The sequence below is a fragment of the Pseudomonas fluorescens genome, assembly GCF_902497995.1.
GTDB classification, from domain to species: Bacteria; Pseudomonadota; Gammaproteobacteria; order Pseudomonadales; family Pseudomonadaceae; genus Aquipseudomonas; species Aquipseudomonas fluorescens_BK.
In genome coordinates this window covers 18,682-43,763 of the sequence record NZ_CABVII010000010.1, presented here as the reverse complement: position 1 = coordinate 43,763, position 25,082 = coordinate 18,682, and the positions used below count along the sequence as shown (strand labels likewise).

Annotated in this window: 21 protein-coding genes; 1 reads left to right on the top strand and 20 read right to left on the bottom strand. The window is 59.6% G+C overall.

Annotated features, from left to right (window positions below):
• Positions 1 to 6: 6 nt before the first annotated feature.
• The gene (locus tag F8N80_RS13420; RefSeq protein ID WP_033059912.1) at positions 7 to 1,119 is read right to left on the bottom strand and encodes an S-(hydroxymethyl)glutathione dehydrogenase/class III alcohol dehydrogenase; all 1,113 of its coding nucleotides are present in this window, start codon (positions 1,117 to 1,119) and stop codon (positions 7 to 9) included.
• A gap of 107 nt (positions 1,120 to 1,226) precedes the next feature.
• Between F8N80_RS13420 and F8N80_RS13415 the strand changes: the two genes are divergently transcribed.
• Complete coding sequence (locus tag F8N80_RS13415; protein ID WP_150745611.1) at positions 1,227 to 2,123, top strand: LysR substrate-binding domain-containing protein; 897 nt, start codon at positions 1,227 to 1,229, stop codon at positions 2,121 to 2,123.
• 153 nt (positions 2,124 to 2,276) lie between these two features.
• Here the strand turns inward: F8N80_RS13415 and ispD are convergent, their stop codons facing one another.
• From ispD to uppS, 19 genes are all read right to left on the bottom strand, one after another.
• Positions 2,277 to 2,984 (bottom strand): 2-C-methyl-D-erythritol 4-phosphate cytidylyltransferase, encoded by a 708-nt coding sequence (gene ispD / locus F8N80_RS13410; RefSeq protein WP_150745610.1) that lies wholly within the window; start codon positions 2,982 to 2,984, stop codon positions 2,277 to 2,279.
• Positions 2,981 to 3,259, bottom strand: a complete 279-nt coding sequence (gene ftsB / locus F8N80_RS13405; protein ID WP_008028992.1) for a cell division protein FtsB — start codon at positions 3,257 to 3,259, stop codon at positions 2,981 to 2,983. The genes ispD and ftsB overlap by 4 nt, the downstream gene beginning before the upstream one ends.
• Before the next feature lie 208 nt (positions 3,260 to 3,467).
• Complete coding sequence (gene eno, locus F8N80_RS13400) at positions 3,468 to 4,757, bottom strand: phosphopyruvate hydratase (protein WP_033059918.1); 1,290 nt, start codon at positions 4,755 to 4,757, stop codon at positions 3,468 to 3,470.
• Positions 4,758 to 4,848: 91 nt separating this feature from the next.
• On the bottom strand, positions 4,849 to 5,694 hold the full coding sequence (kdsA, locus tag F8N80_RS13395) for a 3-deoxy-8-phosphooctulonate synthase (RefSeq protein ID WP_150745609.1): 846 nt from the start codon (positions 5,692 to 5,694) through the stop codon (positions 4,849 to 4,851).
• A gap of 5 nt (positions 5,695 to 5,699) precedes the next feature.
• Positions 5,700 to 7,331, bottom strand: a complete 1,632-nt coding sequence (locus F8N80_RS13390; protein ID WP_150745608.1) for a CTP synthase — start codon at positions 7,329 to 7,331, stop codon at positions 5,700 to 5,702.
• 279 nt (positions 7,332 to 7,610) lie between these two features.
• Entirely contained in the window at positions 7,611 to 8,933 is a 1,323-nt protein-coding gene (gene tilS, locus F8N80_RS13385) for a tRNA lysidine(34) synthetase TilS (RefSeq protein ID WP_150784012.1), read from the bottom strand.
• A 146-nt stretch (positions 8,934 to 9,079) separates the two neighbouring features.
• On the bottom strand, positions 9,080 to 10,027 hold the full coding sequence (locus tag F8N80_RS13375; RefSeq protein ID WP_150745606.1) for an acetyl-CoA carboxylase carboxyltransferase subunit alpha: 948 nt from the start codon (positions 10,025 to 10,027) through the stop codon (positions 9,080 to 9,082).
• A gap of 152 nt (positions 10,028 to 10,179) precedes the next feature.
• Positions 10,180 to 13,701 carry a DNA polymerase III subunit alpha gene (dnaE, locus tag F8N80_RS13370; protein ID WP_150745605.1) on the bottom strand — a complete coding sequence of 1,174 codons (3,522 nt, stop codon included), beginning with the start codon at positions 13,699 to 13,701 and terminating at the stop codon, positions 10,180 to 10,182.
• 75 nt (positions 13,702 to 13,776) lie between these two features.
• Complete coding sequence (gene rnhB / locus F8N80_RS13365) at positions 13,777 to 14,403, bottom strand: ribonuclease HII (RefSeq protein WP_150745660.1); 627 nt, start codon at positions 14,401 to 14,403, stop codon at positions 13,777 to 13,779.
• 11 nt (positions 14,404 to 14,414) lie between these two features.
• Complete coding sequence (gene lpxB / locus F8N80_RS13360; RefSeq protein ID WP_150784011.1) at positions 14,415 to 15,545, bottom strand: lipid-A-disaccharide synthase; 1,131 nt, start codon at positions 15,543 to 15,545, stop codon at positions 14,415 to 14,417.
• A 2-nt stretch (positions 15,546 to 15,547) separates the two neighbouring features.
• Complete coding sequence (lpxA, locus tag F8N80_RS13355) at positions 15,548 to 16,324, bottom strand: acyl-ACP--UDP-N-acetylglucosamine O-acyltransferase (RefSeq protein ID WP_150784010.1); 777 nt, start codon at positions 16,322 to 16,324, stop codon at positions 15,548 to 15,550.
• Positions 16,321 to 16,761: a 3-hydroxyacyl-ACP dehydratase FabZ gene (fabZ, locus tag F8N80_RS13350; protein WP_007907157.1), complete on the bottom strand. Its 441-nt coding sequence runs from the start codon at positions 16,759 to 16,761 to the stop codon at positions 16,321 to 16,323. Before fabZ ends, lpxA begins: the two co-directional genes overlap by 4 nt.
• Before the next feature lie 108 nt (positions 16,762 to 16,869).
• Positions 16,870 to 17,925 (bottom strand): UDP-3-O-(3-hydroxymyristoyl)glucosamine N-acyltransferase, encoded by a 1,056-nt coding sequence (gene lpxD, locus F8N80_RS13345; RefSeq protein ID WP_150784009.1) that lies wholly within the window; start codon positions 17,923 to 17,925, stop codon positions 16,870 to 16,872.
• Between the two features lie 3 nt (positions 17,926 to 17,928).
• Positions 17,929 to 18,432, bottom strand: a complete 504-nt coding sequence (locus tag F8N80_RS13340) for an OmpH family outer membrane protein (RefSeq protein WP_010462812.1) — start codon at positions 18,430 to 18,432, stop codon at positions 17,929 to 17,931.
• A 45-nt stretch (positions 18,433 to 18,477) separates the two neighbouring features.
• Positions 18,478 to 20,853: an outer membrane protein assembly factor BamA gene (bamA, locus tag F8N80_RS13335; RefSeq protein WP_150745601.1), complete on the bottom strand. Its 2,376-nt coding sequence runs from the start codon at positions 20,851 to 20,853 to the stop codon at positions 18,478 to 18,480.
• A 74-nt stretch (positions 20,854 to 20,927) separates the two neighbouring features.
• On the bottom strand, positions 20,928 to 22,280 hold the full coding sequence (rseP, locus tag F8N80_RS13330) for a sigma E protease regulator RseP (RefSeq protein ID WP_150745600.1): 1,353 nt from the start codon (positions 22,278 to 22,280) through the stop codon (positions 20,928 to 20,930).
• Between the two features lie 52 nt (positions 22,281 to 22,332).
• The gene (gene ispC, locus F8N80_RS13325; RefSeq protein ID WP_150745599.1) at positions 22,333 to 23,523 is read right to left on the bottom strand and encodes a 1-deoxy-D-xylulose-5-phosphate reductoisomerase; all 1,191 of its coding nucleotides are present in this window, start codon (positions 23,521 to 23,523) and stop codon (positions 22,333 to 22,335) included.
• Positions 23,520 to 24,326, bottom strand: coding sequence for a phosphatidate cytidylyltransferase (locus tag F8N80_RS13320; protein ID WP_150745598.1), 807 nt, complete (start codon positions 24,324 to 24,326; stop codon positions 23,520 to 23,522). The genes ispC and F8N80_RS13320 overlap by 4 nt, the downstream gene beginning before the upstream one ends.
• The gene (gene uppS / locus F8N80_RS13315) at positions 24,326 to 25,081 is read right to left on the bottom strand and encodes a polyprenyl diphosphate synthase (protein ID WP_150745597.1); all 756 of its coding nucleotides are present in this window, start codon (positions 25,079 to 25,081) and stop codon (positions 24,326 to 24,328) included. Before uppS ends, F8N80_RS13320 begins: the two co-directional genes overlap by 1 nt.
• Between the last annotated feature and the right edge of the window lies 1 nt (position 25,082).

Sequence of the window (25,082 nt, the reverse complement as noted above, 5' to 3'; positions counted from 1 at the left end):
CCGACCTCAGAAATGGATGACGCTACGGATGCTTTTGCCTTCGTGCATCAGGTCGAATGCCTTGTTGATATCTTCCAGGCCCATGGTGTGAGTGATGAAGGTATCCAGCGGGATCTCGCCGGTTTCAGCCATTTCGACATAGCTCGGCAACTCGGTACGGCCGCGCACGCCGCCGAACGCCGAACCGCGCCAGACGCGACCGGTGACCAGCTGGAATGGACGGGTGGAGATTTCCTGGCCGGCGCCGGCGACTCCGATGATCACCGATTCGCCCCAACCCTTGTGGCAGCACTCGAGTGCCGCGCGCATCAATTGCACATTGCCGATGCACTCGAAGGAAAAGTCGACGCCGCCATCGGTCATGTCGACGATGACTTCCTGGATCGGCCGGTCGAAGTCTTTCGGGTTCACACAATCGGTTGCACCCAGCTGTTTGGCGATCTCGAATTTGGCCGGGTTGATGTCGATGGCGATGATGCGAGCAGCCTTGGCTTTGACCGCGCCGATGACCGCGGACAGACCGATGCCGCCAAGGCCGAAAATGGCGACGGTGTCACCTGGTTTTACCTTGGCCGTATTGAGTACTGCGCCGATGCCGGTGGTGACACCGCAGCCCAGCAGGCAGACTTTTTCCAGTGGCGCTTCTTTAGGAATTTTGGCGACGGAGATTTCCGGTAGCACGGTGTACTCGGAGAACGTCGAGGTACCCATGTAGTGGAAAATCGGCTGTCCCTTGTAGGAAAAGCGCGAGGTGCCATCCGGCATCAGGCCTTTGCCTTGGGTGGCGCGAATGGCCTGACAGAGGTTGGTCTTGCCCGACAGGCAGAATTTGCACTGGCGGCATTCCGGGGTGTAGAGCGGGATCACATGGTCACCGACCGCCACGGAGGTCACGCCCTCGCCGATCGCTTCAACCACCGCGCCACCTTCGTGACCGAGGATCGACGGGAAGATGCCTTCCGGGTCAGCGCCGGACAAGGTGTAGGCATCCGTGTGACAAACACCGGAAGCCACCACGCGCAGCAGGACTTCACCAGCCTTCGGCATGGCGACATCGACTTCAACGATCTCGAGGGGTTTCTTGGCCTCGAAGGCAACGGCGGCGCGCGACTTGATCATGCTGACTCTCCAGTAAATAAAAACGAGACAAGGAGTGTAATACACCCCCTTCCGATGAATAATCGGGACAAATGCAAAATATTATTGCCATACAGGGATAATCCTTGATGTCCGAAAACCGCTGGGAAGGTATCGACGAGTTTGTAGCCGTTGCCGAGTGCAGCCAATTCACCGCGGCTGCCGAACGTCTCGGGGTTTCGTCCTCCCATGTCAGTCGACAAATCGTACGGCTGGAAGAGCGCCTTCAGACGCGGCTGCTTTATCGCAGTACCCGTCGGGTCACCCTGACCGAGGCCGGGCAAACCTTCCTGCAGCATTGCCAACGTTTGCAGGATGGCCGCGAAGAAGCGCTGCGAGCGGTCGGTGATCTGACCAGTGAGCCTAAAGGCATGTTGCGCATGACCTGCGCCGTGGCGTACGGCGAACGCTTCATCGTGCCGCTGGTGACGCGTTTCATGGGGCTTTATCCGCAACTGCGGATCGACATCGAACTGAGCAACCGCCAACTCGACCTGGTCCACGAGGGCCTGGACCTGGCGATCCGCCTGGGTCGCTTGCAGGACTCTCGACTGGTGGCGGCACGTCTGGCGCCACGGCGCATGTACCTGTGCGCATCACCGTCCTACCTGGAACGCTATGGTCGCCCACACAGTTTGTCGGAACTGAGCCGCCACAACTGCCTCATCGGCAGTTCGGACATCTGGCAACTGGAACAGAATGGGCGGGAATTTTCCCAGCGGGTACAGGGAAACTGGCGTTGCAACAGTGGGCAAGCGGTGCTGGATGCGGCGCTACAGGGTGTCGGGATGTGTCAGTTGCCGGATTATTACGTGTTGGAGCATCTGAAAAGCGGCAACCTGATATCGCTGCTGGAAGCCCACCAACCACCGAACACCGCCGTGTGGGCGCTTTATCCACAGCAGCGGCATCTGTCGCCGAAGGTGCGCAAGTTGGTGGATTATTTGAAGGAGGGGTTGGCTGAGCGGCCGGAGTATCGCAGCTAGCAAATCCGTTGCTGTCATCAAGATCCTGATTGCTTGGGCCACCGCATTCGCGAGCAAGCCCGCTCCCACAGTTGACCGAGTTCTATCAGAAGAATGCGATCGAGTGTGGGAGCGGGCTTGCTCGCGAAAGCGGTCTGACAGACACCACAGCAGTCAGCGGCGGTTAGACCAGCGCTGGCGCAACCATTCAAGGTCTTCGGGGCGAGTGACTTTCAGGTTATCGGAGCGACCTTCGATCAGGCGCGGTGCCAGACCGGCCCACTCCATCGCCGAAGCTTCGTCAGTAATGACCGCATCCGCCACCAGGCTGTCGGCCAACGCCCGATGCAAGGCGCCGAGGCGAAACATCTGCGGTGTGTACGCTTGCCAGATCACACTGCGATCCACGGTTTCGACGACACGGCCCCGCTTGTCGACCCGCTTGAGGGTATCGCGTGCCGGCACCGCCAGCAGCCCGCCGACCGGATCGTCAGCCAGTTCACTGAGCAATTTATCCAGATCATCACGACTCAGGTTCGGCCGTGCGGCATCGTGGACCAGCACCCAATCCTCATCGTCAGCGCCTTGGGCATGCAAATGCAGCAACGCATTGAGTACCGACCCGGAACGCTCGGCGCCCCCTTCAACCCGCTGAATACGCGAATCGCCAGCGCACGCCAGATTCGGCCAATAAGGATCATCGACAGCAAGACTGACCACCAGCCCCTTCAGGCAAGGATGATCAAGGAAACAGCCAAGGCTGTGTTCCAGAATAGTGCGCCCGCCCAGTTGCAAGTATTGCTTGGGACGGTCCGCGGCCATACGGGCACCGACGCCCGCGGCAGGAATCACGGCCCAGAAGGCCGGTAACGGCAGGTTCATTGCGCCAGCTGGTAAAGGGTTTCACCGTCCTTGACCATGCCCAGCTCATGACGAGCCCGTTCTTCAACGGTCTCCATGCCCTTTTTCAACTCACTGACTTCGGCGTCCATCACCCGATTGCGTTCCAGCAACCCTTCGTTCTCAGCGTGTTGATCCGCGATCTGCTGAGTCAGTTCGGCCACTTGCGCCAGACTGCCATTACCCACCCACAGGCGGTATTGCAGGCCAGCCAGCAGCAGGAGCAAGACGAGGAACAACCAATTGGGACTGCGCATCGAATATCGGGTATCCAGTGAAAAAAGACAGCCATGCAAAACTTTGAAGCTGCTGATAGCACGAAGCCTGGAAGACCCAGGCTTGTGCTTGTAAGGCATCAGATTAGTGGCAAATTCATCGCTGTTGCGACTTTTTCGACACAATCCGCTGTCTTTTTACCATTTAGCGCCCTGCCTCACCAACACGCTGGCGAGGCCGGGCACCTTATCAGCCGCGGAATTCGCTGCGACCGTTGTATTTGGCTTTGCCATTCAACTGCTCTTCGATACGCAGCAGTTGGTTGTACTTGGAAACGCGATCGGAACGGCACAGGGAGCCGGTCTTGATCTGGCCAGCCGAAGTGCCCACGGCCAGGTCGGCAATGGTCGAATCTTCGGTTTCGCCGGAGCGGTGCGAGATCACGGCGGTGTAACCAGCTGCCTTGGCCATCTGGATCGCTTCCAGGGTTTCAGTCAGGGTGCCGATCTGGTTGAACTTGATCAGGATCGAGTTGGCGATCTTTTTATCGATGCCTTCTTTGAGGATCTTGGTGTTGGTCACGAACAGGTCGTCGCCTACCAGTTGGACTTTCTCGCCGATCTTGTCGGTGAGGATTTTCCAGCCAGCCCAGTCGGACTCGTCCAGGCCGTCTTCGATCGAGATGATCGGGTAACGCTCGGTCAGACCTTTGAGGTAGTCGGCGAAACCTTCAGCGGTGAACACCTGGCCTTCGCCGGACAGGTTGTATTTACCGTCTTCGTAGAATTCGCTCGCCGCGCAGTCCAGGGCCAGTGTCACATCGGTGCCCAGCTTGTAACCGGCGTTGGCCACGGCTTCGGAGATCACTTTCAAAGCGTCTTCGTTGGAGGCCAGGTTCGGCGCGAAACCACCTTCGTCACCGACTGCAGTGCTCAGGCCACGAGCCTTCAGCACGGCTTTGAGGTGATGGAAAATCTCGGTGCCCATGCGCAGGCCTTCCGAGAAAGACTTGGCGCCAACCGGCTGAACCATGAATTCCTGGATGTCGACGTTGTTATCGGCGTGCTCGCCACCGTTGATGATGTTCATCATCGGAACCGGCATCGAGTAAACACCCGGGGTGCCGTTCAGGTTGGCGATGTGTGCGTACAGCGGCAGGTCCTGATCCTGTGCTGCTGCCTTGGCCGCGGCCAGGGAAACGGCGAGGATCGCGTTGGCGCCCAGGGAACCTTTGTTTTCAGTGCCGTCGAGCTTGATCATCGCGTGATCCAGCGCTTTCTGGTCGCTTGGATCTGCACCTTTCAACAGGTCGCGGATCGGACCGTTGATGTTGGCGACGGCTTTGAGCACGCCCTTGCCCAGGTAACGGCTCTTGTCGCCATCACGCAGCTCGAGTGCTTCACGCGAGCCAGTGGAAGCACCGGACGGCGCGCAAGCGCTGCCGATGATGCCGTTATCGAGAAGCACGTCCGCTTCCACGGTGGGATTGCCACGGGAGTCGAGAACTTCACGACCTTTGATGTCGACGATTTTTGCCATTGTTGTAAACACTCCAAAGTTGACGAAAACGCTCAGTACGATCGATTTATAACTTGTGGGTCATATTTCTTTGTAATCGGGTTTGCCGATGTTACGCGGTTTCTACGACAGGAAAACTCTTCACCAGTTCGTCCAACGCTTTGAGCTGGGCCAGGAAGGGCTCCAGTTTGTCCAGACGCAAGGCGCAAGGGCCGTCGCATTTGGCGTTGTCCGGGTCCGGGTGCGCTTCGAGAAACAGGCCGGCCAACGACTGGCTCATACCGGCTTTTGCCAGGTCGGTGACCTGGGCGCGGCGACCGCCGGCGGAGTCGGAACGACCGCCGGGCATTTGCAGCGCGTGGGTCACGTCGAAGAATACCGGGTATTCGAACTGCTTCATGATGCCGAAGCCGAGCATGTCGACCACCAGGTTGTTGTAGCCGAAGCTCGAACCGCGTTCGCAGAGGATCAACTGATCGTTACCCGCTTCCACGCATTTGCTCAGGATGTGTTTCATTTCCTGAGGCGCGAGGAACTGGGCTTTCTTGATGTTGATCACCGCCCCGGTCTTGGCCATCGCGACCACGAGGTCGGTCTGGCGCGACAGGAAGGCCGGCAGCTGGATGATATCGCAGACTTCAGCGACGACCGCGGCCTGATCAGGCTCGTGGACGTCGGTGATGATCGGCACGCCGAACGCTTGCTTGATGTCCTGGAAAATCCGCATGCCCTCTTCCAGGCCCGGGCCTCGGTAAGAGGTCACGGAGGAACGGTTGGCCTTGTCGAAGCTGGCCTTGAACACGTAAGGGATGCCGAGTTTCTGGGTAACCTTCACGTACTCTTCGCAGACCTGCATCGCCATGTCACGGCTTTCCAGCACGTTCATGCCACCGAACAGCACCATTGGCTTGTCGTTGGCAATTTCGATATCGCCTACACGGATGATCTTCTGCGCCATTGGATTTACGCCTTCTTCCGGTGTTGAACCAAAGCTGCTTTAACGAAACCGCTGAACAACGGGTGGCCGTCGCGCGGTGTCGAGGTGAACTCAGGGTGGAACTGGCAAGCGACGAACCATGGATGATCCGGGGCTTCGATCACTTCAACCAGCGCGCCATCACCGGAACGACCGGAGATTTTCAGGCCGGCTTCCATGATTTGCGGCAGCAGGTTGTTGTTCACTTCGTAGCGATGACGGTGACGTTCGACGATCACGTCCTTGGCGTAGCAATCGTGCACCAGGGAACCCGGCTCCAGCAGGCAATCCTGTGCGCCAAGGCGCATGGTGCCGCCCAGGTCGGACGATTCGGTACGGGTTTCGACGGCGCCGGTGGCATCTTCCCACTCGGTGATCAGGCCCACGACCGGGTGACCGCTGGCACGATCGAACTCGGTGGAGTTGGCGTCTTTCCAGCCCAGCACGTTACGAGCGAACTCGATGACGGCCACTTGCATGCCCAGGCAGATACCCAGGTAGGGAACCTTGTTTTCGCGAGCGAATTGAACCGCAGTGATCTTGCCTTCCACGCCACGCAGACCGAAGCCGCCAGGCACCAGGATCGCGTCGACACCTTCCAGCAGCGCAGTGCCCTGGTTTTCGATGTCTTCGGAGTCGATGTAGCGCAGGTTGACCTTGGTGCGGTTGCTGATGCCGGCGTGACTCATCGCTTCGATCAGCGACTTGTAGGCGTCCAGCAGTTCCATGTACTTGCCGACCATGGCGATGGTGACTTCATGCTCAGGGTTGAGCTTGGCGTCGACCACGGCTTCCCACTCGGACAGATCGGCGCCACCGCATTGCAGGCCGAAACGCTCGACGACGAAATCATCCAGGCCCTGGGAATGCAGGATGCCCGGGATCTTGTAGATGGTGTCGGCGTCTTCCAGCGCGATCACCGCACGTTCTTCAACGTTGGTGAACTGCGCGATCTTGCGGCGCGAGGAGAGGTCGATCGGGTGATCGGAACGGCACACCAGCACGTCGGGTTGCAGGCCGATGGAACGCAGTTCCTTGACCGAGTGCTGGGTGGGCTTGGTTTTGGTTTCGCCGGCAGTGGCGATGTACGGCACCAGCGTCAGGTGCATCAGCATCGCGCGCTTGGCGCCGACTTCGAAACGCAACTGGCGGATCGCTTCGAGGAACGGTTGCGATTCGATGTCACCCACGGTGCCACCGATCTCGACCATGGCCACGTCGGCATCGCCAGCGCCCTTGATGATCCGGCGCTTGATTTCGTCGGTGATGTGCGGGATCACCTGGATGGTGGCGCCCAGGTAATCACCACGGCGCTCTTTGCGCAGGACGTGTTCGTAGACACGGCCGGTGGTGAAGTTGTTGTTCTGGGTCATGGTCGTGCGGATGAACCGCTCGTAGTGGCCCAGGTCCAGGTCGGTCTCGGCGCCGTCGTGGGTGACGAACACTTCACCGTGCTGGAACGGGCTCATGGTGCCCGGGTCAACGTTGATGTACGGGTCCAGCTTCAGCATGGTGACCTTAAGTCCCCGAGCCTCCAGGATGGCCGCCAATGAAGCCGATGCGATGCCTTTCCCCAATGAAGAAACAACACCGCCCGTGACGAATATGTAGCGCGTCATGAAAAACCCTAGAAGTCTGCGTTAAAGCGGTACGAGCCGCCGGGGAAAGCGAAGGAAGGCCGAAGCCCCCGATCACCTGCATCAATCACAGTGCATCTTTCAAAAAAACCGCCGCGTCGGGACAGACCGGGAGGTGAAACACCGGTACGTTGCTCGCTACACATTTTTTGGAATCGCCCAGCAAAGACTGCTTGGTAATCGGCAACTCCTGCAATTCAGGCGAATCCACAGAAGTTGTATCAAGAAGGGAGCGTAGTCTACCGGAAAGCCCCTTTCAGCTCAAATCTTGATCGCAGGTGGTGGCTGCCAATGTAAATTCCAGCCGTCCTTTGCGCTGCCGTTCAAGCCCTGCAGGTTCGCCACCGCCAGCAATTGCTCGCCCTGATACAGTAGCGGCAATCTGCCACGAGCGAAGTTCGGGACACCGCGCTCGTTGAGCAAACGCTTCAGGTCGCGGTGGCCACGACCGGGCAGATTCATCACCTCGCCTCCCTCACGATAGCGGATATGCAGCGGGCCATCGGGGATTTTCCCGGTGAGTGTGAGCACGCCGTTATCCGGCAACCCCAGCGATTGCGAGGGATCAGCCCAGATCCCGGCGTAGGGCGGAATGCGTAACCATCCGCCTGACAGCCACCAGATACGCCCACCAGCCCGATGAAGTTCGCCGTCTTCCAGCCGCCAGATCGGACGGGCATCACCGGTGGCATCGCGCAAATTTTCCCATCCCGACCAATGGTCGCTGTCCGGCAGTGGCGTGAACGGCGCGAGCCAGTAACTCAGCACATTACGCTGGCGCGCAGCAGAGAGGTTTGCCAGCGAGGCCAACGCAAGGGACGGCACACCCAACCAATCGAAATCACTGACCGTATTTGCCCGCGCCAGATCGATATGCGCCAGATCATTGAGCAAGGCCTGCGCTTCGCCAAGATGCGCAGCGCTGCGAGCCATGGTCGCCACCGCTTGCGGCCAGCGCTCGGTCAGTACCGGGAACACCTCGTGACGCAGGTAATTGCGCGAAAACTGTCGATCCTCGTTCGAAGGATCCTCGATCCAGTTCAGTCGATGCTCGGCCGCGTAGGCCTCAAGCTCGGCGCGGGCGACATCGAGCAATGGACGCAGAAGATGCCCCCGACCCAAGGCCCGCTCCCGAGGCATCCCCGACAAACCTCTCACTCCCGCCCCACGCAACAGCCGAAACAACAGCGTTTCCGCCTGATCGTCACGATGCTGGGCGGTCATCAACACTTCATTGGCCTGAATGGCCTCGATGAACGCACCGTATCGCGCATCCCGGGCGGCACGCTCAAGGCTGGCGCCGGGTTGAACCTGGACACGAACTACCTGTAGCGGCACACCCAGCGCGTCACAGACGGACTGGCAATGATCCGGCCACACATCAGCTGCAGCTTGAAGGCCGTGATGGACGTGGATGGCGGTCAGCGCCGGCAGGGATTCGGTTTTTGCGAGGTGGGCGAGAAGGTGCAGCAGGACGGTGGAGTCGAGGCCGCCGGAGAAGGCGATGCGCCAGGCCGGGGCGTTGCGCCACGGTGCGAGATTCAACAGGAGTCTGGCAGGCAGATCAATCATGGACTGACTCATATCGATCACATCACACAAAACAATGTGGGAGCGGGCTTGCCCGCGAAGGCGGCGGAACAGTCAACAAATTCGTTGAATGTTACATCGCTTTCGCGGGCAAGCCCGCTCCCACAGTTCTTTCTATTGTCGGCCGAAGCAGCGTCAGGTCAGAGACCGTAGCTCATCAGACGCTCGTAACGGCGGGCCAGCAGCGCTTCGTTATCGAACTTCTTCAGCATCGACAGTTGCGAGCTCAGCTCGGCACGGATCGAGGCTGCCGCAGCGGCTGGATTACGGTGGGCGCCGCCCAAAGGCTCGCCGATCACTTTGTCCACGATGCCCAGGCCTTTGAGACGCTCGGCGGTGATGCCCATGGCTTCAGCGGCATCTGGCGCTTTTTCTGCGGTTTTCCACAGAATCGAAGCGCAACCTTCCGGCGAAATCACCGCGTAGGTCGAGTACTGCAGCATGTTCAACTGATCGCACACGCCGATCGCCAGTGCACCGCCGGAACCACCCTCACCGATCACGGTGGCGATGATCGGGGTTTTCAGGCGAGCCATGACGCGCAGGTTCCAGGCGATCGCTTCGCTCTGGTTGCGCTCTTCGGCGTCGATACCCGGGTAGGCGCCCGGGGTGTCGATGAAGGTCAGGATCGGCATTTTGAACCGTTCGGCCATTTCCATCAGGCGGCACGCCTTGCGGTAGCCTTCCGGACGCGGCATGCCGAAGTTGCGGCGAACTTTCTCGCGCACTTCCCGGCCTTTCTGGTGGCCGATGATCATCACCGGCTGGTCGTCCAGACGGGCAATGCCGCCAACGATCGCAGCGTCGTCGGAGAAGTGACGGTCGCCGTGCAGTTCGTCGAACTCGGTGAAGATGTGTTCGATGTAGTCCAGGGTATATGGACGTTTCGGGTGGCGCGCCAGGCGTGCGATCTGCCAGCTGGTCAGCTTGCCGAAGATGTCTTCGGTCAGCGTGCTGCTTTTGTCCTGCAGGCGGGAGATCTCATCGCCGATATTCAGCGAATTGTCATTACCGACCAAGCGCAACTCTTCGATCTTGGCTTGCAGGTCGGCGATCGGCTGTTCGAAATCTAGAAAATTCGGGTTCATAGGCGTCCGTCTTGGGTCGACTCCAGGAAAACTTGGGTCGGCCGGTTGTCTATTCGCGCCCTACCTTAAGGGACAGGCGCGTTCAGGTCGAGATTAAAAAGTCCGGTCGAGATCAGGCCATGCTCTTGATGGAGAAGAATGAGGCCTGACCGTCAACGGTATTGGAGGAAGACGTTGTCTCGCCCGAACTGGTCACGCAGCGCTTGAATCAAGGCATCCGCCGGGTCGATTCGCCAGGTCTCGCCGAACTGCAGCAAGGCCTTCGCATCGGGACTCGTGTACTCCATGGTGATCGGGCACGCACCGCGGTGACGCTTGAACAGCTCACCCAGCCAGCGCAGCTGATCGCCCTTGAGGTCCTTGGTCTGCAGTTTCAGGCGCAGGCTTTCGGCCAGGTTGGTGCGCGCATCTTCCATGCTCATCACCCGCTTGACTCGCAGGCGCAGGCCACCGGAAAAGTCGTCGTTGCTGACTTCGCCTTCGACCACCACCATCGCGTCGGTCTGCAACAGCGACTGCGCGGAATGGAACGCGTCGGCAAACAACGAGGCTTCGATCCGGCCAGAGCGATCGTCAAGGGTAATGAACCCCATCTTGTCGCCCTTTTTGTTCTTCATCACACGTAGGGCGATGATCATGCCCGCGACCGTCTGGGTATCCCGAGCTGGTTTCAGGTCGATGATGCGCTGACGGGCGAAACGGCGGATCTCGCCTTCGTATTCGTCGATCGGGTGACCGGTCAGGTACAGGCCGAGGGTATCTTTCTCCCCTTTCAGGCGTTCCTTGAGGGTGAGTTCCTTGGCCTTGCGGTGATTGGCATAGACATCGGCGTCTGCCTCGACGAACAGCCCGCCAAACAAGTCCGCGTGACCACTGTCGTGGGTGCGGGCCGTTTGTTCGGCGGCCTTGATCGCCCCTTCCATCGCCGTCAGCAAGATCGCGCGGTTCTGGTCGATGCTGGCTTGATAGGCCTTTGGTTCGTCATGGAAACAGGGCCCCAGACGATCCAGGGCGCCGCTGCGAATCAATCCGTCCAGGGTGCGTTTGTTGATGCGCTTGAGGTCGACCCGGGCACAGAAATCGAACAGGTCCTTGAACGGCCCGTCCTGCCGCGCCTCGGTAATCGCCTCGACCGGCCCTTCGCCCACGCCCTTGATCGCGCCGAGGCCGTAAATGATGCGGCCTTCGTCGTTCACCGTGAACTTGAACTCCGAGGCATTCACATCCGGCGCGTCGAGACGCAGCTTCATGGTGCGAATTTCTTCGATCAAGGTCACGACCTTGTCGGTGTTGTGCATATCCGCCGACAGTACCGCGGCCATGAACGGTGCCGGGTAGTGTGTCTTCAGCCACGCAGTCTGGTACGACACCAGGCCATAAGCGGCGGAGTGGGATTTGTTGAAGCCATAACCGGCGAATTTTTCCACCAGGTCGAAAATGTTACCGGCCAGGTCGGCTTCGATATTGTTGGTCTTGCAACCCTCGATGAAGCCGCCGCGCTGCTTGGCCATTTCTTCGGGCTTTTTCTTACCCATGGCCCGACGCAGCATGTCCGCACCGCCGAGGGTGTAACCGGCCATGACCTGGGCAATCTGCATCACCTGTTCCTGATACAGGATGATGCCGTAAGTCGGTGCCAGCACCGGTTTGAGGCCTTCGTACTGGTAATCCGAGTGCGGGTACGCGAGTTCGGCGCGACCGTGCTTACGGTTGATGAAGTCGTCGACCATGCCCGATTGCAACGGGCCCGGACGGAACAGGGCCACCAGTGCGATCAAGTCTTCCAGGCAGTCGGGCTTGAGCTTTTTGATCAGCTCCTTCATGCCGCGTGACTCGAGCTGGAACACCGCGGTGGTTTCGGCCTTTTGCAGCAGCTGGTAAGTAGGTTTGTCATCCAGCGGGATGAATGCAATGTCCAGCGGCGGCTCATCGACCTTGGCGCGGTCGCGGTTAATGGTTTTCAGCGCCCAGTCGATGACCGTCAGCGTTCGCAGACCGAGGAAGTCGAACTTCACCAGGCCGGCGGCCTCAACGTCATCCTTGTCGAACTGGGTCACCAGGCCGTCACCGGCCTCATCGCAATAGATCGGCGAGAAGTCAGTCAGTTTGGTCGGCGCGATCACCACACCACCGGCGTGCTTGCCGACGTTACGCACAACGCCTTCGAGCTTGCGCGCCATCTCCCAGATTTCCGCGGCTTCTTCATCGACCTTGATGAAGTCACGCAGGATTTCTTCCTGTTCGTAAGCCTTTTCCAGGGTCATGCCGACTTCGAAGGGAATCATCTTCGACAGACGATCCGCCAGCCCGTAGGACTTGCCCTGCACCCGCGCCACGTCACGGACCACAGCCTTGGCCGCCATGGAACCGAACGTGATGATCTGGCTGACCGCATTGCGCCCGTATTTCTCGGCCACGTAGTCGATCACGCGGTCACGGCCATCCATGCAGAAGTCGACGTCGAAGTCGGGCATCGAGACCCGTTCCGGGTTAAGGAACCGTTCGAACAGCAGGTCATATTCCAGCGGGTCGAGGTCGGTGATCTTCTGCACATAGGCCACCAGCGACCCGGCACCCGACCCCCGGCCAGGGCCCACCGGCACACCGTTGCTCTTGGCCCACTGGATAAAGTCCATCACGATCAGGAAGTAACCGGGGAACCCCATCTGGATGATGATATCCAGCTCGAAATTCAACCGGTCGACATAGACCTGACGCTTGGCTTCATAGTCTTCGGTGGTGTCCCTGGGCAGCAGGACGCTCAAGCGATCTTCCAGACCGTCGAAGGACACCTTGCGGAAATACTCGTCGATGGTCATGCCATCGGGAATCGGGAAGTTGGGCAGGAAGTGCTTGCCCAGTTTCACTTCGATGTTGCAGCGCTTGGCGATCTCGACCGTATTTGCCAGTGCCTCGGGGATGTCGCTGAACAGCTCAGCCATTTCCTCGGCGCTTTTGAGGTATTGCTGGTCGCTGTAATTCTTGGAACGCCGCGGATCGTCGAGGGCGCGGCCTTCACCGATGCAGACGCGGGTTTCGTGGGCGGCAAAGTCTTCCTGCTTGATGAAGCGCACGTCGTTGGTCGCCACCAGTGGCGCACCGATTTTCTCGGCCAGGGCCACGGCGCCGTGCAAGTGTTCTTCATCGTTGGGGCGATAGGTGCGCTGGATTTCCAGGTAGAAGCGATCCGGAAACACCGCCATCCATTCGCGCGCCAGGTTTTCCGCTTCGGCCGGGTTGCCACTGAGCATGGCCAAGCCGATCTCGCCTTCTTTCGCAGCCGACAGCATGATCAAGCCTTCGCTGGCTTCGGCCACCCACTCGCGCTCGATGATGATCGAACCATTGCGCTGGCCGTCGATGAAGCCTCGGGAGATCAGTTCGGTCAGGTTGCGATAGCCGACGGCGTTCATGGCCAACAGACTGATCCGGCTCAGGGCGTTATCCGGATCCTTGTTCGACAGCCACAGGTCGGCGCCGCAGATCGGCTTGATCCCCGCCCCCATGGCCGCTTTATAGAATTTGACCAGGGAACACATGTTGTTCTGGTCGGTGACCGCTACGGCAGGCATGTTCATGCCGACCAGGGTCTTGACCAGCGGTTTGATCCGCACCAGACCGTCGACCAGGGAATATTCAGTGTGCAGGCGTAGGTGAACGAATGAAGCCGGCATAGTGATCCTGCGTATAATCTAAAAAACAACAAGGCCCGGATTGTACCGGGCCTTGGCGAAAACATCAGCCTGCGACTAACTCACGATCAGGTTTGCCCGCGCCTCGTAGGCCAGGCGTACCGGGGCGAACGAGCGCCGGTGAATCGGCGTTGGACCCAGGCGGGCCAGGGCTTCCAGATGAACGGGGGTCGGGTAGCCCTTGTGCCCGCCAATGCCGTAACCCGGGTAAACCAATTCGAAAGCAGCCATTTCACGGTCGCGACTGACCTTGGCCAGAATCGATGCCGCGGCGATGGCCGGTACCAGGCCGTCACCCTGGATCACCGCTTCGGCGCGCATCGACAGTTTCGGGCAACGGTTGCCGTCGATCATCGCCAGTCTTGGTGTGATGTGCAGGCCCTCGACGGCGCGCTGCATGGCCAGCATGGTGGCGTGGAGAATGTTCAATTCGTCGATTTCTTCGACTTCGGCGCGAGCGATGCACCAGCTCAGGGCTTTTTCGCAGATTTCGTCGTAGAGCTTTTCGCGGCGGGCCCCGGTCAGCTTCTTCGAGTCGTTCAGGCCCAGAATCGGCCGACTCGGGTCGAGGATCACCGCAGCGGTCACCACGGCGCCACAGAGCGGGCCACGACCGACTTCGTCGACGCCGGCAACCAATTCTTCGACTTCAGCGACCAAGTTGAAATCCAGCCCCATTTGCATGCTTGTTTTTTTCATTGTACTTGACCGATCAGGTTCAGCACTGCATCCGCAGCCTGGTTGGAGGCATCCAGACGAAGGGTCCGGTGAATTTCATCGAAGCCGTGGGTCTGCTCTTGCCCACCCTCGATCAGCGGCGACAAGGTCTGGGCCAGGGCTTCGACCGTGGCATCGTCCTGCAGCAGCTCGGGCACCAGCAGGCGCTGGGCCAGCAGGTTCGGCAAGGAGACGTACGGGCTTTTCACCATGCGCTTGAGAATCCAGAACGTCAGTGGCGCCAGGCGATAGGCGACCACCATCGGCCGCTTGTACAGCAAGGCTTCAAGGGTCGCCGTTCCGGAGGCAATCAGCACCGCGTCGCAGGCCGCCAGGGCCAGATGGGATTTGCCGTCGAGCAAGGTCAGCGGCAGATCGCGACCGGCCAGCAATTCCTCGAGCTGCTTGCGCCGCTCGGGGCTGGCGCAAGGCATGACGAAGCGCACGCCTGGGCGCAAGGCCCGCAGACGCTGGGCGGTATCGAGGAACAACGCACCGAGACGCCCCACCTCGCCACCGCGACTGCCGGGCATCAGTGCGACCAGCGGTCCGTCCGGCAAGCCGAGTTCGGCACGTGCGGCGGCGCGATCCGCTTCGAGCGGGATCGCATCGGCCAGGGAGTGCCCGACGAACCGCACCGGCACGCCCTTCTCTTCATAGAATTTCGCTTCGAAGGGGAACAGCGTCAGCATCAGGTCGCAGCCTTCGCGAATCTTCAGCACCCGTTTCTGCCGCCAGGCCCAGACCGACGGGCTGACGTAATGCACGGTCTTGATCCCGGCCTGACGCAGCTTGAGCTCGATGTTGAGGGTGAAGTCCGGGGCATCGATGCCGATGAACACGTCCGGCTTCTCGGCGATCAGGTCGGCGATCAGCTTCTTGCGGCGCTTGAGCAACTCACGCAAGCGGCCCAGCACTTCCACCAGGCCCATCACGGAAAGACGTTCCATGGGGAAATACGAGGTCAGGCCTTCGGCCTGCATCAACGGGCCGCCGACCCCGATGAACTCCACCGCCGGATGCCGCGCCTTGAGCGCGCGCATCAGACCGGCGCCCAGAATGTCGCCGGAAGCCTCACCGGCTACCAGCGCTATACGCAGATTAGCCATGATTAACGAGTGATGCCGCGGGTCGAAGACTGGATGGAATCACGAAACACCGCGACTTCCGGAAACTGCGCCGAGGGCTCGGCCAGTTCGCCGAGCGCCTGCTCGACCGTCAGGCCCTGGCGGTAAACCACTTTGTAAGCACGACGCAACGCGTGGATCGCGTCTTCGCTGAACCCACGACGGCGCATGCCTTCGAAGTTCATGCTGCGCGCTTCCGCCGGGTTGCCGAATACCGTGACGTACGCGGGTACGTCCTTGCCGATGGCGGTACCCATGCCGGAAAAGCTGTGGGCGCCGATGTGGCAATACTGGTGGACCAGGGTAAAGCCGGACAGGATCGCCCAGTCCTCGACGTGCACATGGCCCGCCAGCGCGGTGTTGTTGACCAGAATGCAGTGGTTGCCGATGACGCTGTCGTGGCCGATGTGGGCATAGGCCATGATCAGGTTGTGATCACCCAGGGTCGTTTCCGAACGGTCTTGGACGGTGCCGCGGTGAATGGTCACGCCTTCGCGGATGACGTTGTGATCACCGATGACCAGGCGGGTCTCTTCACCCTTGTATTTCAGATCGGGCGTGTCCTCGCCTACCGAAGAAAACTGGTAGATGCGGTTATGCCTGCCGATTCGGGTCGGGCCTTTGAGAATCACATGCGGCCCGATCACTGTCCCCTCGCCGATTTCCACACCAGCGCCGATGATCGACCAGGGGCCGACCTCGACGTCGTCGGCCAGGACGGCCGCCGGATCGATGATTGCGCGAGGGTCAATCAAACTCATAGTTTGCGTTCCGCGCAGATGATTTCCGCGGAGCAGACTGGCTTGCCATCGACCGAAGCCTGGCACTCGAACTTCCAGATCTGGCGCTTGCAGCTCAGGAACTTGGCTTCAAGGATCAACTGATCGCCCGGCAGCACTGGCTGGCGGAAGCGCAGCTTGTCGGAGCCGACGAAGTAATAGAGGGTGCCATCGGCCGGTTTCACGTCGAGCATTTTGAAACCAAGGATCCCGGCAGCCTGAGCCATCGCTTCGATGATCAATACGCCCGGCATGATTGGATGCGCAGGGAAGTGACCATTGAAGAACGGTTCGTTGATGCTGACATTCTTGTAGGCGCGAATGCGCTTGCCTTCCACATCCAGATCCACGACCCGGTCCACCAGCAGGAACGGGTAACGGTGAGGCAGGTATTCGCGAATCTCGTTGATGTCCATCATTTCGGGGGGAAGCCTATGTAAAGATTGGGAACGCGCGACTGACGCGCATTCCTCTAGCAAATCAAGGAGGCCGTCTAGCGGCTGTGCACACTTGATATGGAAATGGTATCAGCCATCTGATGAAGCATTATCGTCAGGGGTCACTTCCCCTACTCGCTTTTCCAGCTGTCGCAGTCGCCGTGCGATGTCATCGAGCTGACGCAGGCGTGCCGCGCTTTTGCGCCATTCGGCCGCCGGCTGCATGGCCGTACCGGAAGAATAGGAACCCGGCTCGGTAATCGAGTGGGTCACCATGGTCATCCCGGTGATGAACACGTTGTCGCAGATTTCGATATGCCCCACCAGCCCGACGCCACCGGCGAGCATGCAATGCTTGCCGATTTTGCTGCTGCCGGAGATCCCCACGCACGCAGCCATGGCAGTGTGATCACCAATCTGGACGTTGTGGGCGATCTGAATCTGATTGTCGAGCTTGACGCCATTACCGATGACAGTATCGGCCAATGCACCGCGATCAACAGCGGTATTCACGCCGATCTCTACATCATCACCGACCAGCACTCCACCGATCTGAGCGATTTTCTGCCAGACACCTTTCTCGTTGGCAAAACCGAAGCCTTCACCACCGAGCACGGCCCCGGATTGAATCACCACCCGCTTGCCGATGCGCACGTCGTGATACAGCGTGACGCGCGGGGCCAGCCAACCACCTTCACCAATCTCGCTGCGGGCACCGATAAAGCAATGCGCGCCGACAGTCACGCCGGCTGCAATGCGGGCTGCGCTTTCGATCACGGCAAAGGCCCCGATACTCGCCGCCGGATCGACCACCGCATCCGCCGCCACGACCGCCGTCGGGTGAATCCCGGCCACCGCTTCGGGCTTGGGATCGAACAGGTGGGAAACACGGGCGTAGGCCAGGTACGGATCGGCCACCACCAGTGCATCACCGACGAAACCTTCAGCATCGGCGGCCTTCAGCAACACGGCTGCGGCCCGGCTGTCAGCCAGGTATTTGCGGTATTGAGGGTTTGCCAGAAAGCTCAACTGAGCTGGGCCAGCCTCTTGCAAAGTGGCTAGCCCAGTAATTTCCTTCTCCGCGTCGCCACGCAGGGTGGCGTCGAGGAACTCGGCCAGCTGGCCGAGTTTCATGGTCGCTGTCATGGATTACTTCAGCTGATTCATGCGCTCGATAACCTGGCGAGTGATGTCGTATTGAGGCTTGACATCAATCACTGCGCCACGCTCGAAGACCAGGTCAAAAGCACCTTTCTTGATGACTTCTTCCACAGCGCTGTCCAGTTTCGGCTTGAGCTGCTTCAGCATTTCACGGTCGGCAACGGCTTTGGCTTCGTTCAGTTCCTTGGACTGGAACTGGAAGTCACGGGCCTTTTGCTTGAACTCGAGTTCCAGGCGTTCACGCTCGCCTTGCTGCATCTTGTCGCCGCCCGCCATCAGACGATCCTGAATGCCTTTGGCACTGCTTTCCAGCGTCTTGAGCTTGGACAACTGAGGGCCGAATTTTTTCTCGGCATCCACGGCGTATTTCTTGGCCGCGTCGGACTCCAGCAGAGCCATCTGATAGTTCAGCACGGCGATTTTCATGTCGGCAAAAGCCGGACCTGCTACCAGTACGGTCGCCAGGAGAACCAATTGAGTCAACTTACGCACGATGTACTCCTACAAAATTCATTGTCGTTATCTTGGGTCAGACGCTTAGAACGTCTGGCCGAGGGAGAATTGGAACACTTGAGTCTCAGCGTCATCCGGTTTCTTGACGGGCATGGCCAACGCGAAACTCAGAGGACCCAGTGCGGTGACCCAGGTCACGCCGACACCGACGGAACTGGCCATGTTGCTCAGACTGATATCGTTGCACTTCGTATTGGACGACGTACCGTTTGCGTTGGTGGTGTCTTCGCACTTCGAGTCGAAAACGTTACCCACATCCCAGAATACCGACGTACGCAGGGAGCGTTGATCCTTGACGAACGGCAGAGGGAACAGAAGCTCTACACCGCCCTGGATCAGGACGTTGCCACCAAACGGTAGCGGATCCTGGTCCGGATCGGCCAATGTACCCGGGTTTGTACCACGACTCGGCGTACTGCGCGGACCCAGGGTGCTGTCCTTGAAGCCACGTACCGAGTTGAAACCACCAGCATAGTAGTTTTCATAGAACGGCAAGCCATCGGTCGAACCGTAGCCATCGCCATAACCCAGTTCGGTGTGCAGGCGCATGGTGTAGTTTTCACTCAACGGCTGGAACAACTGGCCACGGTAATCGAGCTTGAAGAACGACAGGTCGCTGCCAGGCGTGGTGGTTTCCAGCACCAGGCTTTGGGAACGACCACGGGTGGCGAGTACGCCCTTGTTCAGGGTGGATTCGGACCAGCCGGCCGAGGCCTTGAAGTTCAGGTAGTTGTCGCCTTCCTTGTTAACGAAGTCGAAGATCTCGTCAACGGTGTAGACGCCTGTCTTGATCTTGTCTTGTTGCGCAGTCAGGCCGAAGGTCAGGCGCGACGTTTCGCTGATCGGGTAGCCGACGCTCACGCCAGCACCCAGGCTGTCCACGGCATAGCTGGCCACGTCGACGTCGAGATCGTCGTAGTCAGTGGTGCGATAGAAAGCGTTGTAACCCAGGCTCACGCCATCGGCAGTCCAGTACGGGTCGACATAACCGAAGTTATAACGGCTCTGGTATTCACTGCGGGTCAAACCGACGCTGACCTTGTTACCGGTACCCAGGAAGTTGTTCTGGGTAATCGAACCACCAAGGATCAGACCGGCGCTCTGGGCGAAACCGACACTGGCGGTAATCGAACCGGAAGCCTGTTCTTCAACGCTGTAGTTCACATCGACCTGGTCATCGACGCCCGGCACGGCCGGCGTTTCGACGTTGACTTCCTTGAAGAAGCCCAGGCGCTCAAGACGGGTCTTGGATTGGTCGATCAGGTAGGTCGAAGCCCAGCCGCCTTCCATCTGACGCATTTCACGGCGCAGCACTTCGTCTTCGGACTTGGTGTTGCCACGGAAGTTGATACGGTTGACGTAGGCACGCTTGCCCGGATCGACGGCGAACGTGATGTCTACCGTGTGGTCGTCATCGTGAGGCTGAGGCACGCCGTTGACGTTGGCGAAGGTGTAACCCTCGTTACCCAGGCGGCGGGTGATCAGTTCCGACGTGGTGGTCATCAGCTTGCGCGAGAACACCTGGCCTTTCTGCACCAGCAACAGCGACTTGACCTGGTCTTCAGGGACTTTCAGGTCGCCGCTCAGCTTGACGTTACGAACGGTGTACTTCTCGCCTTCGTTGACGTTGACGGTGATATAGACGTGTTTCTTGTCCGGGGTGATGGACACCTGGGTCGAAGCGATATCCATGTTGATATAGCCACGGTCCAGGTAGTAGGAACGCAGACGCTCCAGGTCACCGGACAGTTTTTCACGGGCGTACTTGTCGTCGTTCTTGAAGAACGACAACCAGTTGCTGGTCTTGAGTTCGAACAGGTCGATCAGGTCTTCGTCAGGGAAGACGGTGTTACCCACCACGTTGATGTGCTGGATAGCCGCGACGGTGCCTTCGTTGATGTTGACCTTCAGCGCAACGCGGTTACGCGGCTGTGGCACCACTTCGGTGTCGACAGTGGCCGAGTAGCGACCCTGGGCGACGTACTGGCGCTGCAGCTCGTTACGCACGCCTTCGAGGGTGGCGCGCTGGAAGATCTCGCCTTCGGCCAGACCGGACTGCTTGAGCCCCTTCATCAGGTCTTCAGTGGAGATCGCCTTGTTGCCCTCGATCTCGATACTGGCGACCGAGGGACGCTCGACTACAGTAATGACCAGGACGTTGCCATCGCGGCCCAGCTGGATATCCTGGAAAAAACCGGTTTTGAACAACGCACGAGTGGATTCCACCAGGCGACGATCGTCCGCCTTTTCACCGACGTTCAACGGCAAGGCACCAAAGACACTCCCCGCGGAAACCCGCTGGAGGCCATTGACGCGAATATCAGAGATGGTGAAGGACTCGGCGTGAACTTCGGCGATCATCAATACGGTGAGAACCGCAGTTAGCAGCAGACGTTTCATGAAGTCCTTTCTTATTCCAACTGGCAATAAACAAACTGCCGCAAAATGCGGCAGATTCGCAATTCAGCGAAGCGTTACAGTCGACCCAGATCATTGACCAGAGCAAGCAACATCACCCCGACCACCAAACTGATACCGATCTGTATCCCCCAACCCTGCACCCGATCCGACAAGGGGCGACCACGCACCCACTCGATCAGATAAAACAACAGATGCCCCCCATCCAGTACTGGAATGGGCAACAAATTCAGAACACCCAGGCTAATACTCAGATAAGCAAGGAAATTCAGGAAATCAGCGACACCCGACTGGGCAGAAGCGCCCGCCACTTTAGCAATGGTTATCGGTCCACTCAAGTTTTTTACCGAGAGCTCGCCGAACAACATTTTCTTCAGCGAATCGAGGGTCAGCACACTCATGGTCCAGGTGCGTCGAGCCCCCTCCCCGATCGCTGCCACGGGACCGTAACTGACCTCGCGAATCATCTCGGGCGGCCAGTCGACTGCCTTTACCCCCGCCCCGAGATAACCACTGGGTGCCTTCTTCTCCCCACGCGCCGCCAGCGTCACCGGGACGTCGATTTGAGCAGCGTCGCGCTCGATGCGCAGGATGATCTTGCTGTCAGGACGCATACGGACGGTATCGACCACTTGCTGCCAGTCATCGAGTGCCTGGCCGTCCAGGGCGCGCAATCGATCACCGGTCTTCAGGCCGGCAGCCTGGGCCGGGCCTTTTGGATCAAGTTCGGCCAGCACCGGTGGCAGGGCCGGACGCCAGGGACGAATCCCCAGCGAGCGAATCGGATCCGGCTCATCGGCGCCCTTGAGCCATTTGTCCAGCGCCAGCTCACGAGGCGATTCTGCCGAGGAGCCTTGCTCGCGAACCAGCAATTGCAGGGAACCGCTCTCGCCCAGGCGACGTACCAGCTGCAGGTTCACCGCAGCCCAGCCGGAAGTAGGCTCGCCGTCGATGGCAATGATTTCCTGGCCGGCGCTCAAACCTGCCTTGGCGGCAATGCTTCCCGACTCGACCGCGCCGATGACAGGTCGCACCTGCTCGCTGCCGAGCATCGCGACCACCCAGAAAAAAAACATCGCCAGTAAAAAGTTGGCAATCGGGCCGGCCGCGACGATAGCGATGCGTTGACGGACGGATTTGCGATTGAAGGACTGATCGATCTGATCGGCAGGTACTTCGCCTTCGCGCTCGTCGAGCATCTTCACATAACCGCCCAGCGGGATGGCGGCGACCACGAATTCAGTGCCTTGCTTGTCGTGCCAGCGCAGCAATGGCATGCCAAAGCCCACGGAAAAACGCAGCACTTTGACCCCACAGCGACGTGCGACCCAGAAATGGCCGAACTCGTGGAAGGTGACCAGCACACCCAAGGCTATCAGGGTGCCGACAATCATATAGAGCGCGCTCATCTACTTTCTCCGCAATCCTGTTCGTTGCTGCATGGGCCAACGTTTTCAGCACTTACCGCCCGTGACGACTCAACCATTGCCCGGCCAGCACACGCGCCTTCGTGTCCGCCGTAAACACCGCGTCGAGATCGTCCACCGTTACCACCGGCTCGAGATTCAACACTTCCTCGATGATACTCGCGATTTCCGGGTAACGAACCCGTCCGTCGAGAAAGGCCGCGACCGCCACTTCATTCGCCGCATTGAGCATGGCCGGCGCACTATTGCCCGCTTCGGCCGCCTGACGCGCAAGGCGCAGGCAAGGGAAGCGACCTTCATCGGGCGCCTGGAAATCCAGGCGCGCGATGGCAAACAGATCTAGCGGCGGCACGCCTGAGTCGATCCGCTCTGGCCAGGCCAGTGCATTGGCGATGGGGGTACGCATGTCCGGATTGCCCAATTGAGCCAATACCGAACCATCGATGTAATCGACTAACGAATGAATCACGCTCTGCGGGTGAATCACCACCTCGACCTGGGACGGCTTGGCATCGAACAGCCAGCAGGCCTCGATCAACTCGAGCCCCTTGTTCATCATGCTGGCCGAATCCACCGAAATCTTGCGCCCCATTGACCAGTTCGGATGGGCACACGCCTGATCGGGGGTAACGTGCTCCAGCTCGGCCATCGGTGTCTGCCGGAACGGACCACCCGAGGCTGTCAGTAAAATCCGACGCACCCCGACCGCCCCCAGACCACGGGCAAAATCCCCTGGCATGCACTGGAAAATCGCGTTGTGCTCACTGTCGATCGGCAGCAGCACCGAACCGCTTTTGTGCACGGCCTGCATGAACAGCGCACCGGACATCACCAGCGCTTCTTTGTTGGCCAGGAGGATTTTCTTGCCGGCTTCGACGGCCGCCAGGGTCGGACGCAAGCCCGCCGCTCCAACGATAGCCGCCATCACGGCATCGACCTCGGGATCGGCCGCCACCTGGCACAACCCCTCCTCCCCCACCAGCACCCGGGTCGACAGGCCCGCCGCATGCAAGTCGTCCTGCAAACCTCGGGCAGCGCTCGCCTCGGGCACCACGGCAAACCGCGGCGCATGACGCACGCACAGCGCCCGCAGCTCACTCAAGCGGGTGAAGCCACTCAAGGCAAACACCTGATAACGCTCAGGGTGACGCGCAATGACGTCGAGCGTGCTCAAACCGATCGAGCCGGTCGCCCCCAGAACGGTGATCTGTTGTGGGCGGCTCACGGTGCAGCCATCCACAGCAATACGGCAAACACTGGAATCGCCGCCGTAAGACTGTCGATGCGGTCGAGCACACCGCCGTGACCAGGCAGCAGGCTGCTGCTGTCCTTGATCCCGGATTGGCGTTTGAACATGCTTTCGGTGAGGTCACCCACCACCGAGATAAACACGATCACCGCGGCGCAGATCAGACCGATCAGCACCTGGGCGAAACTCCAGTCGCGAACGATCCCGACGATTGCCGTGATCACCAGGCTCAGGATCAACCCGCCATACACGCCTTCCCAGCTTTTGCCGGGACTGACCTTGGGGGCCAGTTTGCGCTTGCCGAACGCCCGACCAGAAAAGTAAGCACCGATATCGGCCCCCCAAACCAGCACCATCACCGCCATGATCAGCCAGTTACCCAATGGCTCCTGCTTGATCTGAACCAGCCCTTGCCAGGCCGGCAGCAAAATCAGCAGACCGATCACCAGCTTGCAGGCGGCGCTGGCCCAGTGCTCGCTGGAGCGCGGGTAAGTCAGTACCAGCCAGGTCGCAACAGCCCACCAGAGCACCGAGGCGCCCAGTACCCACGGCGCCAGCCCCGGCAGGATGTGCATGACAAACAGCATCAACGCGACCACCACCGCATAGGCGACACGGATCGGCTGCTCGGTGAAGCCCGCCAGGCGCGCCCATTCCCAGGCCCCGAGCGTCACGACCACCCCGATGAACAGGGCAAAACCCGTGCCTTCAAGCAGGAAAAACCCGCACAGCGCAATCGGTAGCAGGATCAGTGCAGTGATGATTCGTTGTTTAAGCATTAAACCCGGGCCCCAGACTCGACCTGCTCGCTCGTTTTACCGAAGCGGCGTTGGCGAGAAGCGTAATCGGCCAGCGCGTTACGCATGGCGTCGTGTTTGAAGTCCGGCCAGAACAGGTCGGAAAAGTACAACTCGGCGTAAGCCAGTTGCCACAGCAGGAAGTTACTGATGCGATGCTCGCCACCGGTCCGGATGCACAAGTCCGGCAACGGCAGATCACCGGTGACCAGACAGGTTTGCAACAGCTGCGGGGTGATATCTTCCGGACGCAGATGCCCGGCCTGAACTTCCCGCGCCAGATGCTGTGCGGCTTGCGCGATATCCCACTGACCGCCGTAGTTGGCGGCGATCTGCAGGATGAAGCGATTGGCGCCCACCGTCATGGCCTCGGCTTCACGCATGGCAGTCTGCAGCTCTGGATGAAAGCGAGAACGGTCGCCGATGATGCGCAAACTGATGTTGTTCTCGTTCAGGCGCCTGGCTTCACGCCGCAGCGCCCTGAAGAACAGATCCATCAAGGCACTGACCTCGGCGGCCGGACGCTGCCAGTTCTCACTGGAGAAGGCGAACAGCGTCAGCACTTCGACCTTGGCCTCGGCACACACTTCGATCACGGCCCGAACGGCGTCCACACCCGCTTTATGCCCGGCGACACCCGGCAAAAAGCGTTTTTTCGCCCAACGATTATTACCATCCATGATGATCGCGACATGGCGCGGCACCGCAGTCGGCGCACTCTGCTTGATCTTATCCATG